Origin of the sequence: Coleofasciculus sp. H7-2, assembly GCF_042747725.1 — a bacterium.
Classification (GTDB): Bacteria; Cyanobacteriota; Cyanobacteriia; order Cyanobacteriales; family FACHB-T130; genus FACHB-T130.
The window spans coordinates 61,743-80,105 of the sequence record NZ_JBHZGO010000034.1 but is presented as its reverse complement, the minus strand read 5'-3'; the positions used below and the strand labels follow the sequence as shown (position 1 = coordinate 80,105).

Sequence of the window (18,363 nt, the reverse complement as noted above, 5' to 3'; positions counted from 1 at the left end):
ACCTTCAACTTTTGAGATTCTTCAACCTTCAACTCTTTACAACCTTCAACTTTTGAAATTCAAACATCATTATTTGCCGCTGAGGTCAGCCCCAAATTTGGACGCCCTACCTCAACGGGTGCGGTCGTGGAAACCATTGCCGCCATCAGCTGTTCGGGCACCACCCGGAAGGGTAGCCGGTAGATATCGGAATTAGGGGCACAGGCAATTTCAGCTGCTTGCTGAAATTCTCCTAGTGTAATATTTCCCAAACCCAAATCATCCAAAGTTTGAGGCAGTCCAATTTCGGCGTAAAACTTCAATAACTGTTGTCTTGCAGTTGCTGCTAGTTGGTTGCCTTGCAGCATTTCTTCTAACCGCAACTGCACGAGAATGCCATAGGCGACTTTCTCACCATGTATGGCACCGTGGGCAGCGGGGATATGCGTCAAACCATTGTGGACGGCGTGGGCGGCGACGGTACGGCACTGGGCACCTCCTAAACCACCGATGACACCGGCAAGTAAAACTGTGGCATCTACGACTTCTCTCCAAACTTCACTGCCCGGTTCTTTGAGTGCTGCTGCGGCTTTTTGGAAGAGAATATCCCGCAGTACTCGCGCTTGTTGCACGGCGGCAATCATCAAAGTTTGGTCGGAGTGACCGCTGCTGACAGAAGCTTCGTACCACTTCGCCAAGGCGTCGCCAATCCCGGCAATTAAGGTGCGTTGCGGTGCAGTCTGAATTAACTCGTAATCCAGCACTAGCAAATCTGGGCACCGATCGAGACTGACATCATATAGAAATGCCCCTTCGTCGGAATAGACGTTGGAAAGGGCTGTCCAAGCAGCGCAGGTCGCCCCTGAGGTGGGAATTGTGACTACTGGCAACTGGCATTGATGAGCCAGTAGTTTTGCGGTGTCTAATGCTTTCCCACCGCCGATGCCGATAATCGCGTCGGCTTGATGGTCGGTGAGAGCTTTCCGCAGAGATTCGAGCGATCGCATACTGCAATCGGGGCTGTAAGATGCCTGGGCAACGTCTGTCTTTTGCTGTTTTAGGGCAAGTTGCAATCGGGGTAGCGTGACGGACAGCGTGCGATCGCCCCCTACAACCAAGGGACGCCGCCCAAAAGTCGCGATCGCTTCTCCCGCTTGTTCCAGCGCCCTCTGACCGCGCAGCACCCGACCCGGAGCCACTGTCAGCCAAAATAACGAAGGAGCGGTTTGAGTAGACAACTCTGGCAAGGATTGATTGGGCATAGAATCAACCATTTTAGTCTAAATAAGGGGATTTCTCAATACTGCTTATGAAAGAATTTATAGCAAATTTCTCTAATAACTTCCCGGTAGTAATTTGGGGAGGCAGCAGCCTATCCAACACTCGTTCCTAGGCTCCGCCTCGCTTCGATGGGAATCCAAATGCACAGAGAAGGCTCCGCGATTACGCGGTAGACTTTGGCAATTGTGCCAGGTTTTCTGGGAAGATTTGGATGTCAAGCTGCCGATCGTTGCGGACAGCTAGCGATCGCGTCACCTGACCCAAATAAAGCGGTTTAGAAACGCCAGGAGAGGGATGAATAACGGTACGGACTCGAATGGTCAGTAAATTGTCTTTTGCCCGACCTAAACGACCATAAGAGTACAAGTCGCTGGCAGCTTGACGCAGCGTTGCATCTAATTGGGAGTTGGAAATCGTCGGCGGTACGGAAATCACCGTTTGCGCCGCGCCCGTGTCATAAACCAACTTATAATGCACCGAACCTGGAACTGCTGTGTGGGTAAGCGGTACCAAACTCAAAGAAAATAAACCTGCTGTTAGCACACCCATAAACCCAGTGCTACCCACCAGCCGAAACCGGATGTCCCATTTGAAAATAAACCCCAGCGCTGTTACAACCGCACTGGCGATGGTAAGAACCGCTGACCATTTGGCTAGTTCTAGAAAATCAGTAGTCGTTAACATGGCAACTTAAGCGTCTTCCTTTTCATTACTGACGAAGCCATTTGGCTGATTGCCATTGGGTGATTCCAAGGCAGCTTTTAAAGTATGCCAGGTGAGGTTAGCACATTTGATCCGCACTGGAAACTGAGAAACGCCTTGCATCACGTTCAGCTTGCGTTGTTCTTTGGGGAATTCGGCTTCCCCTTTCATCATGCTTTGGAAGCGTTCCACCATTTCCAGGGCTACATCTACTTTCTTTCCCCGCAAAGCCTCCGCCATCAAGTCAGCAGAAGCCATTGCGATCGCGCAGCCTTCTCCTTCAAATTTCACATCTTCTATGGCGTCGCCTGCTGCATTCATCTGCAATGTCAGCTCAATGGTATCGCCACAAGAAGGATTGTGCCCCCTCTGAGACCGATGCACGGGATTGGTTTGACCCTTGTGCCGGGGCTTCTTGTAGTGTTCTAAAATGACCTGTTGATAAAGGTCGCGTAGATTGCCCAAAGTCATGGCGAGATTGATAAGACGATATTCATCCATCTCGATCCTATCAGTGTCGCTCAATTTCCGGAGGGCTGAAGACTGAGCATTGACTTCCCAACGCTGATTCCCAACGCTGAATGTAGATTAAATTCCTAGCTGCCTTCAGGCTAGAGTGCCCTGGTATCCCGCAATCATTCGGCTGCTGGCACCCTTGCGGAAGTCGCCCTTGCCAGTTTAGCAAGGGCAGATTCATAAGTTTCCTCAATATCAAATATTTCCTCAAGCTGAGCCGCTTCAAAAAGTGTTTTGACTGAAAATTGCAAGTTACAAATTACGATACGGCACTGCTGCTTGCGGGCGGCTTTGAGTCCTGCTACCAAAGAAAATAGCCCCGAACTATCTACCCCATTGATATGGGTCATATCTAGCACGCATAGAGCCGGGGCATCCAGTACGACGTTGTTCACAATCCATTGTTGTAAGGTAGCGCCATTGCAGCGGTTCAGAACCCCTTGAGGCTGAATGACAATCCGGTGGCTGGCTTTTGTGTTTTCTGGGACTTGAGCAAATTCATGGCAGGACTTCCCCCGTTTAATTACTGAGGAAAAAATAAATTCAGGATGCAGTATGGTCGATCGCCAAAACTTTATAAGTCTAGGTACACCCATAGTTGTGGCTGAGGTAGACTGATTGGTTCTTTAAAAAGATTAATCCTCAGCTCAGTAATTTTTCGTATGAAGTTGATGAAGACAGCACAAATTACGTAAAGGTAATGCAAAGTTTAGCCTTGCCCTCACGATCGCTCAGTAGGCAATATTGTCCGCTTAATGCGGTTTGGGAATGGGGAAGAAGCAATTACCCCATTCCCCATTACCTATCACTGCGCTTCCCCAATCAGGGTAAAAGCCGCCCAGTTGAGGGGATCTGGATGTTGTTTCATCGTCACTAACATGGCGCTTCGCAATGCCTGGGCTTTATCAGGTTTTTTTTGCACAGTTCGATAAAACTCTGTCATGAGAAGGGTAGTCGGTTCGTCAGGAACCGCCCACAGGGACACGAGCACACTGGGTACTCCAGATGAAATGAGCGATCGCGACAAACCGATGACACCATCGCCGGTGATTTTGCCGCGTCCCGTGTTACAAGCACTCAATACCACAAGTTCAGCATTTAGCTTCAGATCAAAGATTTCTCCAGAGGTGAGGAATCCATTATCGTTCTTGGATGGAGCCAGAGCGATCGCGCCGGGAATGCCTAATTCTTGAATATCATCAAGTAAGCCGTGCGTCGCTAGATGAATCAGCCGCGCCTGGGGCATCTGTTGCACAATCTCAACTTTGGTTGCTTTGTCACCAACGATCGCTTTAGTGTTCAAGAGTTTAGCAATCGTCAGCGCTTCCCGTTCGGCACCCGGTAACGGTGCTAGTGGCTGAGGCGTTTGTCCAGCCTCTTTTGTGGGCATTGTGGGCATCGTCGGATTGCCTACCACTAGCACGTTTTTGCTATCTAGAGATGTTGTATGCAACCTTTCTACACGTTGCTGTTGTTGGTGAGTTAGGTCTAACACCTCAATTGCTGGAGCTGTTACGATTGTGTGTTGCTCGATTAAGTATTTGCCATTGGGAGCTTTTAGCGCCGGGAAAGGCAGCAGAAACAACCCACCTTGCGGAATAAATATTACGTGGGAATTTGCGTCTTTGGGCAGGAAATCAGCAATTGGCTGAATCAGCACTTGATGAAGTTGCGATCTAGCCGCTTCTCCTTTATTAATATTAGGCCCGTATAAAATACGACTGTTAGCTAGCAAATCTTCAAAAGAATTATTTTGCTGCCGTAGCGGTTTCAGGTCAACTCGACGAAACGCCACTTTACCTGTAGGCTGAACTACCCAAATAAACAGTTCTGATGCCTTACCTCTGAGTTTACCTTGAACTTTGAATTCTTCTTCAGGAACAATTGAATATTCAACCAGCGTGGCATTTTGTTCTTTGGCAATTTTTTTAATTTGGGCGATTGTGGGAGGGTTTAAATTAGTTTTAGATCGAGCCGATGCTTCAGGAGATAATCGCTGTTGCAGTAACTCCACAAACGCACGGGCGCGTCCTCGTTCGGAAATTTCTAGAGCCGAATCTTCTTTCTTCTGGGCAATGAGGATTTGTTGCAGCAGGTTGTAAGTAAGAACTTGCGTATCAAAAACTGAGACATTGTGGATATCATTTAATCCTGGTCGCAGAGATTCCATAACCTCAACGGCATCGCGGAGTTTTTTCTCGGCTTCTGGAAGTTTGCCAGAGGCAAATAGAGTATGTCCTAGGTTATTGAGAGCCGCTCCCTCTCCTCGTCTGTCACCAAGCGATCGCGCAATTTCTAAACTCTTCTCGTGATGTTCAATCGCTTTGGGGTAGTCGCCTAAATCTTCATACGCAATTCCTAAATTTCCTAGTGCTTTGTGCTGTAACTCACGATTGCTAATTTCTTTGGCGATCGCTAAACTCTGCTGATAATAATTGAGGGCTTGGGTAAATTCGCCCTGAACATGATAAGCAGATCCGAGATTGGTTAGGGTGCTTCCTTGTCCTTCCTTGTCGCTAATTTGTCGCGCGATCGCTAAACTCTGTTCGTAAGACTGAACTGCTTCCTTAGACTTACCCAAATTAGCGTAAATCGTTCCCAGATTTCCTAATGCTCTCCCTTCCCCTGAGCGATCTTTAATTTCCCGCGCCATCGTTAAACTTTGCTGATAAGACTTAATTGCTTGGTCATATTCACCCAAAGCTTCGTAAGTATTGCCTAAATTTACTAAAACCTGACCCTCTCCCTGACGGTCTTTGGTTTCTTGCATAATAGTCAAAGCTTGCTGATGGGATGCGATCGCGCTTGCATAGTTACCCACGGCTTTGTAAGCAATTCCCAGATTTGAAAGTGCTTGCGCTTTACCCGTGGGATTGCCATTTCCCGGTTGCATCGTCAAGAATGGCTCTAAGAGCGCGATCGCATCCCTATAGTTTTCCTGAACCAGGGAAGCCGCACCCAGAACACCTCTGGCAGCAACTTCCCCCGGAACGTCTTTGAGTTCCTGGTAGATTCTTAATGCTTGTTGCCAAGACTGGACAGCAGATTCAACCTTATTCGGCTGATACTGTTCAAAGCCTTGCTGTAACAGTTGATCTGCCGCCACTTTGCGGCTATCTTGAGCTGACGCTGATGCCACTGATGCGGCGGGTTGTTCTTGCAAGCAACGCGGATCTTGCAGTTGCAGGTTTCGCAGTCGCAAATTTTGCACTCGTGCAGCGCACACAGCGGCAGTTGACTCAGCAGTTGACAATTTCAGCGTTCCATCGCTGTTGCGCGTCACTCGGTTAGCATGACGGGCATCTGAGCTGTTTTTGAGGCTGTTATCGAAGACAACAATGCGATCGCCTGAGTCAGATGCACCCGAAACAGAAGCACTATCCCTCAGCGCAATTAGTTGTATATCTGTTGTAAGTTTGTCAGATCCATCAGTAGCAGTATCGCTCCCAGTATTCGTGTTGGTGCCGTTGCTAGTATTCGTATTAGTGTTCGTGCCAGTATTCGTGTTGGTACCGATATTATTGCCAGTATTCGTGTTGTTGCCAATCCCACCACTCGTGTTAATGCCAGTGCCAGTATTCGTATTAGTGTTGGTGTTAGTCCCAGGATTCGTAGTGGGGTTGGGGTTTTGGGCAATTGGAGGAAAAGAGCTATTTTGAGTAGACCCATAAAACAGATTGTTATTTCCAGCTCCTACGGTGATAGATCCCACAGTACCGCTAACATTGTTGGGAAACTTATCTGAACCAAAAACAAGCGGTGTGTAGATTTCGTTTTTAATCAAGTCAAATGGATTTTGGGGATCGAAATTATCAAAACTATCACCGCTGGAGTTTGGTTTAAAGGGTTCGCCATTAATAGCGATCGCTGGTCCCAAATTAAAAGCTCCGTCTCCACCTTGGATCAGAAGGCTACCTTTGGTACTATTAATATTAAACTGCTTTGATACAAGTGGTGTAGTTGCACCTCCACCTCCATACCGAATACTAATCGGGGCATTGATTTCCCCATCCTGTTTACCGCTATTCGGTCTAGCATGCAGACTAGATGGAAAATTTTGTGTATATACTGTTACTACTTTTTCAGGATCAACCGCAGTATTTTTGCTTTGAAGAAAACTCAATAATTCTGGATCGTCTTTGAGTTTAACTTCCGCCTCCAAAAAAGGTTCAGGAACAGTAGAACCCTTAGCTTGGAAAAGACCAGCGGCTGTAATATCAATTCCTCCACCCCCCGCATCAATGCTATTGACCACAATATTGCCTGCTGTAGAAGACAAAACTACAGCACTGTCAGCAGAGCCACCAAGCCCACCCGTGAAGATATGTCCTGATGTAATGTTGCCTATAGCAGACAAATTTACAGAATCACCATCAGTATTAATGTCTTTTGTTAAGATGCTTGTTCGTGAATCAAGTAAAACTGCACCGACATTATCCGAAGAATTTGAATTGTTATTATTAATAAAACCGTCAACTCGGATTTCTCCGCTGGATGAAGTGTTAGGAGAATAGCGATTTGTTAAAAGAATAACTCCGTCTGGCGCAGTTATATTAACATCTCCAGTGATTACAATACTCGCATTTGTTGTTGTTCCAGCAAAAACAGGTTGAGAATTAGGGGATAGATCGAATGCGGAAGTTGGAATAACGCTATTTGTCGGTGCCCCACCTAACAACTCCCAATTGATTCCAGCTCGTATATCTAACGTAGGTTTAGCGTTGCCATTAATTGTTACCGTCTTCCCATTAGACAAGGTGACATTCGCCAAACTGGCAAGGAAAGGATTGGGGTTATTAGGATTAATCGTATTTTCTGTTGAGTCTGTACCAGTAATCTTGACACTGCCGAGCGTGACACTACCTCCAGCCAAAATATGGAGTGAGGCTCCCTCATAATCTCCTAAACTCACATCTCCAACTGCCAGAATAATCGGGTCGTTAGGACTTAATAGATTTCCCGCGCTTCCATCCAATTGCTCAATTTTGAAGCTGCCACCTGTTGTGAAATGAGCATCACCGATGACTGGGTTAGGAGAGCGCAACAGTGTATTCTTACCAGAAACTACACCACTGGCAGGATGATTTAAGGCAAAAATATAAACTCCTAAATTCCCCTGAATAAGTAAATCTCCTCCTGCCTGAAGTAAAACAGGATTCGCTTGGGTATCTCGGACTCGTACCGTATCAGCAGCCAGCAATTGCAGATTTCCTGTCGTCTCTAGCTGGCTTTCTACTAAGGTGAGATTGTTATTGGCAGATAGCTTTGCTGTCTCGGCGGTCACTTTCTTGGCGACTACATCCCCATTTTCCACCTGAATGCCTGAGCCAGTTAATACTACCTGTCCGTTTTTAACTGTCACTCCGGTAGCATTGCCTCCACTTCCGCCCGTCAGCAATTTCGGTAATGTGGGAATCGGCAAATTCCAGTTTTTAGGTTGAGTATCTGCCGTTGCCAGGGGTTGAATATCCAAACTTAGCAGCAGTCCTTGCTGAGTGATGCGGACTACACTTTCACCGGGTACAGCAGCTACGGTAATGTTACCCTCTGGTGCTGAAAGTTTCCCGGTACTGACGACTGTGCCGCCCAACAAAGTTAAGAAGTTTTGTCCCGGCTGTAAGCTGAGGTTGCCAGCATTAATAATTGCTCCTGGCTGACTGACGGCGAAAGCAAAAGCGTTGGGGTTTCCTGTCAGCGCGGCGTAGTCGTTAGAACCTGCGGCATTGAACCAGTTTGAGCCGATACCAATTCCGGTTGCTGTAGTCGCTGTGAAGGAAGCAGGCACATTGAGGCTGGCTCCTGCGCCAAATATAATGCCTGCGGGATTCATCAAAAAGAGGTTAGAGTTTCCGCCTGTTACCTGAATCAGTCCATTAATAATCGAGGCGTCTCCACCGACAACGCGCCCCAGAATATTTTTAATCTCTGGTTGGGAGAGAAAGTTGGCAATTTGGTTTGAGTTCAGTCCAAATTTCTCAAAGCTGTGGAAAAGATTCGCTCCAGATTGCTGTCCGCCGCTAATGTCGAAGCGAACCGAAGGTTGTCCTTTGAGGACATCGCCCTCAAGGACAACATCGGTACCAGTGCCGTCAGTTGCCGGAACGATGGATTGCGCCCGTACCGTTTGGGTATTAATAGCGCCTACTAAAGGGAAAAGTATCAGAAACCGACGAATGCTTCTCACAGCAGAGTTCATAGGATTCTCGCTCAAGATTATTCAATTTTCAGAACTTAAAATTTTTTGACCGCCAGAATAACGCTTAACATTTAGTCAAAGATTAACTTGATTTTGCTTGCAGCTATTTATTTTTTACTTTCTCGGTAATTTCAACTATATTATAAATATTGTTTTTTTTTAATGCCGACTATTTTTACGTATCTTTACTTAATCTTCATCGAATCTTTATAAAAAAAGTTAATTGACTCCGATAAATCACTCATTTATTGTAAATATAGCAGTCCTAAATGATTCGTGAAGGCGAGATCCCCGATTTCTCTAAGAAATCGGGGATCTGGGCTGGCATCTTACGACTTAAATAGGATTTCTATAGATTTGCGGTTAGTGCTAACCATCAACCCTATTTTTGAGTTGATGAGACTCAATTGAAGTTTGTGCGAATTGCTTGGAAATAGAGCAAACAGATGCAAGATTTACCCTGACTTCTGGCAGAGGTAGCAAGAAAAAATAAGTGGGATTCTAGGAATATATAGCAATCCTAAATGATTCGCACTCTCCCTGTAGAGACGCGATTAATCGCGTCTCTACACTAAGGCTTAGAGAAGGGCTAAATTACAACGTGTCAGAAAGTCTTTTCCAAGGTTCTAACGGTTAAAACTTGTGGCGGCGTGGCGTCTGGGGGATAAATAAAATCGACTTTTACCAGTCGGCGATCGCCCGGTAGCATCTTCAAGGTTATCAAAGGTTCGCCTTGCTGACCGCGCCGTTGAACTAAATGCACGTAACGAATTTGGGGTAAACCTCGGTCATCAGTGTACTGGATCTGGACGGTGCCCCGGAAAAATACTTGCTGAGGCGGTGGTTCTAGAAAACGCAGCCCTCCCTGCAAGCGATCCTGTTTGATCGGCGTCTGTATCGCCAAGGTTACAGTTTGGCTGTCGTTCGTATCGTTAATCAGCGGCAAGGTGAGGCTGTAATGCACTCCATAGTTGCCGTGAGCCAAATATAGCGGTATCTGGGTAGCGCACCAACATGGGGGCACTTTGCACTCGTTCGGTGCCGAGAGTGCCGCGAGAAACCGTGCTGAGGGTATAGGAAAACGCTTTTCCTGGTTGGGGAACGCTCAGATTCACTGCACCCGGTCTTTCCACCAGTCTCGCTTTCCACTGCGAACCTTGAGCGACACCGGCAACACGACCGTAGATCAATTGCCCGTTGCTTGCCTCAGGAGGGGTAGGAAGGCGATCGCGCGGCTCTGCTAAATTACCAGAATCCAGAAGTGTCTGCCATTCTTCCAGCGTCGGTGCGCGTTCGCTGCCATCCGGATTTTTCTTGGCATACATCGCTAAACTAGCCATGTAGACTCTGGCATCGCTCCGCAACCGCATCAATGTCGAGCGACCATTTAGCGGCGGCGTCAGCGTCTTTACAGGAATTGGATGATTCAGCAACATCCGGCTTTCCCCTGGCGGAATCATCAACTGAGGGGGAAAATCGGCTTGACGCTGTTCTCGCAAAATATCATTAGTGACGCGATCGCCAGGGCCAGCATACACTGTACCCAAGGGATTCTCAATGTAGGACGCCATTGGCATAAATGGCGCATCTGGTTGACTGAGATAACTGGCTGCTTGCAAGATATCCACCGTGACGGGTTGCTTACCGGGATTATGCACGATGATTCCCAAGTAGAGAGTGCGTAAGTCTTCCGGAGTCGGCGGCTTGGCAATATGATGGGCAAACACATCAAAACGCCCTTGGAAGGGAAAATTTAAATGAGCTGCCGAGACGCTTTTGTTGCTGGGGGGAAAGGTTGAAAGTAAAATTCCCTCTGTCTGTACTAATTCTGGACTGTTGCTGTTAAAAACTGGCACATCATCCAGTTTTCCCGGTAAAGGGCGGACTTCCTGAGGTTGCACGATTTCAAGTGGTGGTGCAGGTGTCGGGATTGGATTTGTTTGGGCGAAAAGAAAAATCGGCAAAAAAGTCAGCATGAAGCGATTTTGGAGTCTCGCGGTTAGCACTCACCATTTTCTCCGTAGTCGGATGCGATCGCACCCCTATTCTTCCAACTAAACCGATTAACGCAGTCAGTAAGGGCTTTCGCATTCGGTAAACAAGCTATCGGAACGAAAAATCGTCGCCCGTAGGCGTAAGCCCCTACATCTGGATGGTGTTATAACCGACTTCTCAGACATCCTCTAAATTGGCAGAGAAAATCATGCCCTTGTCAATAACATTTCCTCAATTTCTGCAATAAAATCAAAGATAATCGCTGTAAATTTATCCGGAAAAAAGAGATTCCATTCGTGGTATCCCTCCTCTACTATTTTCACCTTAGAACCTTTTATTCCTTGTGATAACTCTTGGGCAAATTTTACCGGAGTTAGGATATCGTTTTCTCCCCACACAATTAAACAAGGGGATTCAATGTTTGGCAAAATTGGTCTAATATCTTGTTCTAAAGCGATAAATCCCATTTTTATCGTATTTTCAAGGTTAAACAAGCTGTTGTAAAGCAAGCATTGAAAAATAGCACTGACAGGCTGAAGCTTCATTTGCCAAGATTGGGCAGGCATTTCAATTGCCCTTCTTAATAAAACTTCTGGTATGGAACCTAGAGGAATTCCCGTACTATCTACGACGACGAGGCTGCGGACAATCGACGGCATCAAAGCTGCCAATGCCATGCCAATTGCGCCCCCTAGCGAATGTCCAATTATATGAACTTTTTTTAAATTTAACTTCTTTACAAAATCTCCAATAATCTTTGCATAGTCATTATAATTTTGAAGAACTTTTTCTGGTGCGGTTGAGCTTCCTAAACCTGGTAAAACAGGTGCTATCACCTGATAACGCTCGGATAAAATATCTAAACTGTCTTGATAAGGTTCAACTAATACTCCCCATCCGTGTATAAAAAGTATCGGATCTAAATTTGAGGCGACTCCTCCTTCATAATAGGAAATATAACAGTTATCCACATCAACTTGCTTTTTGATGAGTTTGCTTTTCACTGAATTACCCTTCAATTTTTTGAGACAGAACGCACTACTTTAGGCATTTCGGACAAATACCCTTGCAGCGTATGTTACATAAGTTAACAATTACTCTCTAGTTTTCTCTTCTGTCTAAAGTAAGGACACAGCAATGCCGTGTCCCTACGGCTGGAAATGAAGAAGCGAGGCAAACCCCGCACCCAATACATCAGGAAATTCTTTACCTAAAGTACAAACCGAATTCCATACAGGACACGCATCAATTCCAACAATGACTTGTCACCTGCATTCGCTGAGGTATTTTCTAAAGTTCGCACAGTCAGTACCTGCGGCGGCGTCGAATCTGGAGGATAAATCAAATCGACTTGCACCTGTCGGCGACTTGCCGATGGCATTTTTAGCGTTAGCAGTGGTTCCAATACCTGACCCGTTCGGTGCCACAAATGTACGTAGCGCGTCTGGGGTTTCCCTTGGTCATCGTTGTAGCGCAACCGTACCGTACCTCGGAAAAATGGAAAATCTTGCGGGGGTTGCCGGAAACGCAATCCTCCTTTTGGTAGCTTGTCTTCTTTCAAAGGCGTTTCTAGCGTCAGGGTGACAGTTTGGGGTTGGTTCTTAGAGTTAATTAACGGCAAGCTGAGGTTGTATTCAACTCCGTAGTTCCCATGCGCTTCGTAAGCGGTATCAGGATAGCGCACCAGCATCTTTGCAGTTTGTACTTGACCTGTACCGAGGGTGCCTAGCTTGAGGGTACTGATGGGATAGGAGATGGCGTTGCCGGGTTGGGGAATGGTAAGATTCTGGGCATTGGGTTTATCCACCAGTTGCCCTTTCCAGGCAGAACCTTCAGAGACTCCTGCCACGCGACTATAGATAAATTGCCCCGTGGTTTGCCCTGGAGGGGAGGGAGTTTTATCTCGTGGTCCTGCTAAAGTGCCTGTCTCTAGTAAAGTCTGCCATTCTGCTTGGGTAGGTTTCCGTTCGGTGCCATCTGCATTTTTCTTGGCATACATGGCTAAACTGGCTGCATAAACCTTGCCATTACTCTGCAACCGCACCAGCGTAGACCGACCATTGATGGGCTTTTCTAAATTCCGCACCGGAATCGGATGATTCATCAACAAACGGCTTTGTCCCGGTGGTATTACTAGCTGGGCGGGAAAATCAGCTTGTCGCTTGCCTCGGATGACATCGTTGACTGCGCGATCGCCATGACCTGAGTATACGTCTCCGTTGGGATTTTCGACATAAGGCGGCAGTGTGACATAGGGCGCATTCTGCATTAGCTGACTTGCCGCTTGCAATACTTCCACTTTGACGGGTTTTTTACCCGGATTATGCAAAATTACCCCCAGATAAAGCGTCTGCAAATCCTTGGGAGTGTGGCTAAAGTGGTGGGCAAATAAATCAAATCTTCCCTGGAAAGGAAAATTAAGATGAGCCGCTGGCACCTTTTTACCATCTGGGGGAAAAGTAGAAAGTAAAATCCCTTCACTTTTCACCCATTCTGGACTGTTACTGTTAAACATCGGCACTTTATCCAGTTGTCCGGGTAAAGGCAAAACTGGCTGGGGTTGTACAATCTCTTGAGGGGCTGGCTTCGGTAGCGGCGGTGGTGTCTGAGCAAGCGGTAAAATGGGCAAGAACGGCAGCATGGGAAGATTGATTTTAAAAAACTATAACGACTCTATCCGAAAAAAATAGTGTGCCCTCAGACTAAAGTCTGGGGCTACACAAACAAAGCCTGCCTCCGCAGGCTAAATCCACTCTTAGTCAGCGTAGGCGGACTTCGTTCGTGAAGCCGCAACTTTACTTTAGTCGTCCTTGTACTTTCGCTCAGAAGGGCATCAAAATATTTTCCGGATGGGTGCTAAGACATAAAGGAGTTTAAGAAAGTGCCAGGTTCTTAATAATATATAAAAAATCTGCCCTAATTTCTGAAAAATTTTCTGGAGTTAGGATTGGGACGTGGACAAAAATACAGCGGCTGTTGAGTTGGCGTTCTTGCAAGTAGTCTAATACTGAGTAATACAGCCCTTCGCAGACAAATTTACCAGCATTATGGCTAATTTCAGTTGCTGCTGAGCCTGTTAATAGTTTTTCTAGATTCACCGATGTTTTCAGCACCGTGGTTCCACAAGCCGCACAGGATTCTACACTTAATTGAGTGCGTCCCTCTGCCATGCCGCAGCAGATAATCGCATCGGGCTGTAGTTGGTTAATTTTGGCAAAGACGCGATCGCTTGCTTGGGCAACATTAACGGGTAGCTGTCTTAAAAAATTTAAGGATAGCGGTAAAGAGTCAAGTTTAGCAACTTCTATCAATAAATCATCGGATGAATTAGACTTTTGATGAGGTAGCCAGGTTTGAAAAGAGGTTAACAGGATTTTTTGATACATTCAAAGTGTCATTAATTACTTTAAAATGGAAAGAGTCTTGATGACCAATATCAATAGTAAGGGGGAGCAGGTTTAATGTCAGTCATTGCAGTCATAGACTACGACATGGGAAATCTGCACTCTGCCTGTAAGGGATTGGAAAAAGCGGGTGCAACGACAAAGATAACTGATTCACCGGCAGACATTGCACGGGCGGATGCTGTAGTTCTGCCTGGTGTGGGATCTTTCGATCCGGCGGTGCAACACTTGCGATCGCGCCACCTGGTAGAACCCATCAAAGAAGCGATCGCGTCTGGCAAACCTTTCTTAGGTATCTGTCTGGGATTGCAAATTCTGTTTGATTCCAGCGAAGAAGGCAAAGAACCCGGTTTAGGCATTATCCCTGGTGTGGTGCGACGATTTCGACCAGAACCCGATTTGACGATTCCCCACATGGGTTGGAACCAACTGGAAATTGCCCAACCTGATGCCCCAATTTGGCAGCATTTACCGTCTCAGCCTTGGGTTTATTTTGTCCATTCCTACTACGTCGATCCCGTTGATCCCCAAATCCGCGCCGCCACTATCACCCACGGAAGTCAAACTGTGACGGCGGCGATCGCGCGTGACAACTTGATGGCTGTGCAGTTCCACCCAGAAAAATCTTCCACCAGCGGACTGCAAATATTATCCAACTTTGTCGCCCAAATTCAGGCGAAAGTGGCGGCATAAAATATTTTTGGGTAGACTCCTCAGGACTTACGCAACATCACCACATCTGAGGGCAACCACAAGGGGATTGCCCCTACAAAACGCTATATGTATAAGCTTTGCGATAAGCTTTGCGTAAGTCCTGTCCTCTCCTTCTTGTCTTCCCTAAGCGCAGGCTACGCCAACGTGTCCTTAGCCTCTAAAGCGCTAACACGGTTCGTTTTTCTTAACAATGACCCTAAGAATCTACGGCAATCGCCTACTCAAAACCTTACCAGGTCTGGAAACCCGACCCACACTAGGGCGAGTGCGGGAAGCAGTATTTAACATTTGGCAGGGCAGCATCAGCGGCTGTCGCTGGCTGGATTTGTGTGCCGGTAGTGGTTCAATGGGCGCAGAAGCTTTGTGTCGGGGTGCTAGCTACGTCGTCGGAATTGAACAGTGGAGTCGCGCCTGCGCCATTATCCAGCAAAACTGGCAGCAAGTCGCTCAAGACGAGCAAAAATTTCAGGTGTTGCGGGGGGATGTCGTTCAACGATTGAAAACCCTTGCCAGTCAGCAGTTCGACCGGATATATTTTGACCCGCCCTATGCGAGTGAATTATATCAGCCGGTGGTGGAAGCGATCGCGCAACATCAACTGCTGGCTGAAGGCGGTGAATTGGCAGTAGAACACAGTCCCAACAACTGGACGGTTGAACCCGTTCCTGCACTGGAAATCTGTCGCCAGAAGGTTTACGGCAACACTGCCCTTACCTTCTATTGCCCGGTAAGCATCTGAAAGTTTACAACAATTTAAAAAGGTGGGCAGTGCCCACCTCACTCAGCTGACTCAGGAGGGCGGGAGAACCTCGCCCCTACAGCATTTTTATACTCCCAGTTGATTGTCGCGCTTTTTCTGCATATAGGCAGCGACAAATAGCCCCGCGAGGGTGACTAAGATCAAACCAAGCACGATACCAGAAAGCAGGGGTTCTACCACGTCAGTACTCCTTTGTTAACGTTTTTTGCCTGTTTCTCATCCTACAAGCTAGAGAGGAAGAACGGGTGAGCCTGTAGCGACACAATTTCAAGGCATTTCCTATCCTGGTGGCAGGCTAGACGAAACTACGCTTGCCTCGACCCTCTAGAAAATTTAAGCTATGTATATGAATCGAAATCTTTATCGATACACAAGCACACATATCGCTATACTCGTTCATTGCATAGCGATCGCCCGTGCCCAGATCAAAAACTGCCTTTACCTCTCACTTTCAGAAACCTTTGGATAACCAGCTACCTAAACCTGAAATCCTGATGCAGCGCCTCAGCTTGATGGCATTAGCTGCTTTCCTGGTCATCCTCTTGGCACTTGTGGGGGTTAACCTGTTTCGCGTCTCCGATCCTTATGTCAAGACAGTTTTGACCCGAACCGGCGACCCTGTGAAGGGACACGCTATCTTTCAAATGAACTGTGCTGGGTGTCATGGATTGGAAGCGCACGGTCGGGTGGGACCCAGTCTGGAAGCCATCTCCAAGCGCAAGTCTCGTGTGAGAATCATTCACCAAGTCATCAGTGGGGATACACCGCCCATGCCCCAGTTCCAGCCCAGTGCCCAAGAAATGGCGGATTTACTGCGTTATTTAGAGAAATTGTAGATGGGGATGGGGATGGGTAATGGGTCATTAGTTATTAGCCTAGACCTAACTGAACTGTTGTGCATAAAACCGGGCATAGCGATCGCCCTTTTGCAGCAATTCTTCATGGGTTCCCGATTCCATAATCTGCCCCTGTTCCACAACCAGAATTCGGTCGGCGCGGCGCACTGTGGCGAGGCGGTGAGCGATGATAAAAACAGTCCGGTCTTGCATGATCCGTTCTAGGGCTTCCTGCACCAAGGCTTCTGATTCCGAATCCAGGGCGGAGGTTGCTTCATCTAGGATGAGGATTCTAGGATTCAACAAAACAGCACGCGCGATCGCAATTCTCTGCTTCTGCCCCCCCGATAAGTTTACGCCTCTCTCTCCCACCCAGGTATGATAGCCCTGTGTAAATTGGGTAATGAACTGGTGGGCGTTGGCAATCTCTGCTGCCACCTGCACGTCCTTGAGGTCAAACTGCGCTTGTCCAAAAGCAATATTTTGAGCAATCGTCCCAGAAAATAGAATCGTTTCCTGCGGCACAATCCCAATTTGCCGCCGCAGACTCCGCAGCGTCACATCCTGAATATTAATGCCGTCAATGAGAATTTCACCCGCTTGGGTGTCATAAAAGCGGGGAAGAAGATTCACCAAAGTAGTTTTACCCGCACCCGACGCACCCACCAAGGCAATCATTTCTCCGGAGTGTGCCAGCAAATTCAAGTTTCGCAGCACCGGACTTCCTCCTTGCCCTTGCTTAGAAAGAGGTTGCACCACTTCTTTGGCATCCTCTTGGAAGGCGGGGGTTGGGGAATTTATTGCAGGATAGGCAAAGGTAACGTTACGATATTCCACCTTACCCGTAACAGGAGGAAGGTCAACTGCACCCGGCTTTTCCACCACGGTTGGCTGAATAGCCATCAGCTCAAAAATCCGATCGACCGATGCCTGACCCTGTTTAAACTCGTTGTAATTGCTGGTGAGATGGGCGATAGGGTCAATGAGTAACGCCACAGCTGCGATATAGCTAACAAATTCTGCCCCAGTCAAATTGCCGGTAGAAATTTGCCAGCCGCCGAGGAAAAACAGCAGTAAAACGCTCATCGCGTACAGGAATCCAACCACCGGGTTCTGAATCGCCTTTAGCCGTTCAGTTGCATACTTAGCTTTCCGGTTTTCTTCAGCTTCCTGGGCAAAACGGGCAATTTCATAATCTTGGGCGGCGAAAGCCTGCACCAGACGAATTCCGCTAAATACCTCCGTCAACAACGCCGATAAATTAGATACGCGATTTTGGCTGCGGCGAGAAAACTTCAGCATCTGTTCGCCAAACCAGCCAATTAAAACGCCCATCAGCGGTGCGACTAAAAATGTTGCCAGTGTCAGCTGCCAGTTGAGATAAATCATGTAGCCCAGCACGACGATTAGCTGCAACACGCAGGGAACAAAGTCATGGAAAACTTTATTCACCACTTCCCCAACTCGGTCAATATCTTCGGTGAGACGGTAAGTTAAATCGCCTGTTTGTGCAGTTTCAAAATAGCCAAAGTTGAGACGATGTAGGTGAGTATAAACTTGTTTGCGTAAGTTAAAGGCAACGAAAAGGGCGGCTTTCGCCATCAGGGAATCCTGTCCATACATCAGGATTTTCTGGGCTAGAAAAACGACTGCCAGCACTCCTGCTAACTGGGCAAGTGCTGCCATATCGCCCTGTCCAATGAAATTGGCGATTTTGCCTGCAAGTGCCGCCTGTATGGGCCAGAATACTGTAACCCCTAACGTGCAAGCAAAAGCTTGAGCGATGGTTTTCCACTGAGGGCGGATGTATGGCAGTAGATGCCAGTAACTAGAGCGCGTTTTCAAGCCTTAACGTCCTGTAATAATCTTCTCCTTTGTCTGACGCTACCAGTTTTCGGTTGTTTCTGAGCCATGATTCTTGAATCTATTTTAGGGGTAGTCAGCGATCGCTTCCCCCGTTCGCAGGGAAAATAAGAGAAA

At 47.3% G+C, this 18,363-nt stretch carries 14 protein-coding genes and 1 pseudogene; 3 read left to right on the top strand and 12 right to left on the bottom strand.

Annotation, left to right across the window (positions count from 1 at the left end; genetic code table 11):
• Window positions 1-59: 59 nt before the first annotated feature.
• From ACFW2W_RS08725 to ACFW2W_RS08680, 10 genes and pseudogenes are all read right to left on the bottom strand, one after another.
• On the bottom strand, window positions 60-1,241 hold the full coding sequence (locus ACFW2W_RS08725) for an iron-containing alcohol dehydrogenase family protein (protein ID WP_378176101.1): 1,182 nt from the start codon (window positions 1,239-1,241) through the stop codon (window positions 60-62).
• Window positions 1,242-1,422: 181 nt separating this feature from the next.
• Window positions 1,423-1,944, bottom strand: coding sequence for a Ycf51 family protein (locus ACFW2W_RS08720; RefSeq protein ID WP_378176099.1), 522 nt, complete (start codon window positions 1,942-1,944; stop codon window positions 1,423-1,425).
• 6 nt (window positions 1,945-1,950) lie between these two features.
• A complete protein-coding gene (sufU, locus tag ACFW2W_RS08715; protein ID WP_378176357.1) occupies window positions 1,951-2,433 on the bottom strand; it encodes a Fe-S cluster assembly sulfur transfer protein SufU in 483 nt (160 codons plus the stop codon).
• Window positions 2,434-2,597: 164 nt separating this feature from the next.
• Entirely contained in the window at window positions 2,598-3,074 is a 477-nt protein-coding gene (locus ACFW2W_RS08710) for an STAS domain-containing protein (protein WP_378176097.1), read from the bottom strand.
• Between the two features lie 209 nt (window positions 3,075-3,283).
• A complete protein-coding gene (locus ACFW2W_RS08705) occupies window positions 3,284-8,674 on the bottom strand; it encodes a CHAT domain-containing protein (protein WP_378176094.1) in 5,391 nt (1,796 codons plus the stop codon).
• Window positions 8,675-9,278: 604 nt separating this feature from the next.
• Window positions 9,279-10,650 (bottom strand): annotated as a pseudogene (locus ACFW2W_RS08700) (DUF3370 domain-containing protein).
• Entirely contained in the window at window positions 10,580-10,765 is a 186-nt protein-coding gene (locus ACFW2W_RS08695) for a hypothetical protein (RefSeq protein ID WP_378176384.1), read from the bottom strand. Before ACFW2W_RS08695 ends, ACFW2W_RS08700 begins: the two are co-directional and overlap by 71 nt.
• 110 nt (window positions 10,766-10,875) lie before the next feature.
• Window positions 10,876-11,673, bottom strand: a complete 798-nt coding sequence (locus tag ACFW2W_RS08690; protein ID WP_378176091.1) for an alpha/beta fold hydrolase — start codon at window positions 11,671-11,673, stop codon at window positions 10,876-10,878.
• 206 nt (window positions 11,674-11,879) lie between these two features.
• Complete coding sequence (locus ACFW2W_RS08685; protein ID WP_378176089.1) at window positions 11,880-13,310, bottom strand: DUF3370 domain-containing protein; 1,431 nt, start codon at window positions 13,308-13,310, stop codon at window positions 11,880-11,882.
• Window positions 13,311-13,542: 232 nt separating this feature from the next.
• Window positions 13,543-14,055, bottom strand: coding sequence for a peptidase C15 (locus ACFW2W_RS08680; RefSeq protein WP_378176086.1), 513 nt, complete (start codon window positions 14,053-14,055; stop codon window positions 13,543-13,545).
• 75 nt (window positions 14,056-14,130) lie between these two features.
• Between ACFW2W_RS08680 and hisH the strand changes: the two genes are divergently transcribed.
• Together hisH and rsmD are read left to right on the top strand one after the other, a co-directional pair.
• Entirely contained in the window at window positions 14,131-14,766 is a 636-nt protein-coding gene (hisH, locus tag ACFW2W_RS08675; RefSeq protein WP_378176083.1) for an imidazole glycerol phosphate synthase subunit HisH, read from the top strand.
• Between the two features lie 211 nt (window positions 14,767-14,977).
• Window positions 14,978-15,526 (top strand): 16S rRNA (guanine(966)-N(2))-methyltransferase RsmD, encoded by a 549-nt coding sequence (rsmD, locus tag ACFW2W_RS08670; protein ID WP_378176080.1) that lies wholly within the window; start codon window positions 14,978-14,980, stop codon window positions 15,524-15,526.
• A gap of 87 nt (window positions 15,527-15,613) precedes the next feature.
• Here the strand turns inward: rsmD and petG are convergent, their stop codons facing one another.
• On the bottom strand, window positions 15,614-15,727 hold the full coding sequence (gene petG / locus ACFW2W_RS08665) for a cytochrome b6-f complex subunit V (protein ID WP_378176077.1): 114 nt from the start codon (window positions 15,725-15,727) through the stop codon (window positions 15,614-15,616).
• 281 nt (window positions 15,728-16,008) lie between these two features.
• On the opposite strand from petG, the gene ACFW2W_RS08660 reads away from it, so the two are divergent.
• On the top strand, window positions 16,009-16,383 hold the full coding sequence (locus ACFW2W_RS08660) for a c-type cytochrome (RefSeq protein ID WP_378176354.1): 375 nt from the start codon (window positions 16,009-16,011) through the stop codon (window positions 16,381-16,383).
• A 45-nt stretch (window positions 16,384-16,428) separates the two neighbouring features.
• On the opposite strand, the gene ACFW2W_RS08655 is transcribed toward ACFW2W_RS08660, so the two are convergent.
• Entirely contained in the window at window positions 16,429-18,228 is a 1,800-nt protein-coding gene (locus tag ACFW2W_RS08655; protein ID WP_378176074.1) for an ABC transporter ATP-binding protein, read from the bottom strand.
• Window positions 18,229-18,363 lie beyond the last annotated feature (135 nt).

Bases quoted from the DNA above. Each gene is read 5' to 3' on its own strand.
- hisH (WP_378176083.1), top strand. From the start codon at position 14,131: ATGTCAGTCATTGCAGTCATAGACTACGACATGGGAAATCTGCACTCT.
- ACFW2W_RS08695 (WP_378176384.1), bottom strand. From the start codon at position 10,765: ATGCGAAAGCCCTTACTGACTGCGTTAATCGGTTTAGTTGGAAGAATA.
- rsmD (WP_378176080.1), top strand. From the start codon at position 14,978: ATGACCCTAAGAATCTACGGCAATCGCCTACTCAAAACCTTACCAGGT.
- ACFW2W_RS08725 (WP_378176101.1), bottom strand. From the start codon at position 1,241: ATGCCCAATCAATCCTTGCCAGAGTTGTCTACTCAAACCGCTCCTTCG.
- ACFW2W_RS08705 (WP_378176094.1), bottom strand. From the start codon at position 8,674: ATGAACTCTGCTGTGAGAAGCATTCGTCGGTTTCTGATACTTTTCCCT.
- ACFW2W_RS08685 (WP_378176089.1), bottom strand. From the start codon at position 13,310: ATGCTGCCGTTCTTGCCCATTTTACCGCTTGCTCAGACACCACCGCCG.
- ACFW2W_RS08680 (WP_378176086.1), bottom strand. From the start codon at position 14,055: ATGTATCAAAAAATCCTGTTAACCTCTTTTCAAACCTGGCTACCTCAT.
- ACFW2W_RS08710 (WP_378176097.1), bottom strand. From the start codon at position 3,074: ATGGGTGTACCTAGACTTATAAAGTTTTGGCGATCGACCATACTGCAT.
- sufU (WP_378176357.1), bottom strand. From the start codon at position 2,433: ATGACTTTGGGCAATCTACGCGACCTTTATCAACAGGTCATTTTAGAA.
- ACFW2W_RS08720 (WP_378176099.1), bottom strand. From the start codon at position 1,944: ATGTTAACGACTACTGATTTTCTAGAACTAGCCAAATGGTCAGCGGTT.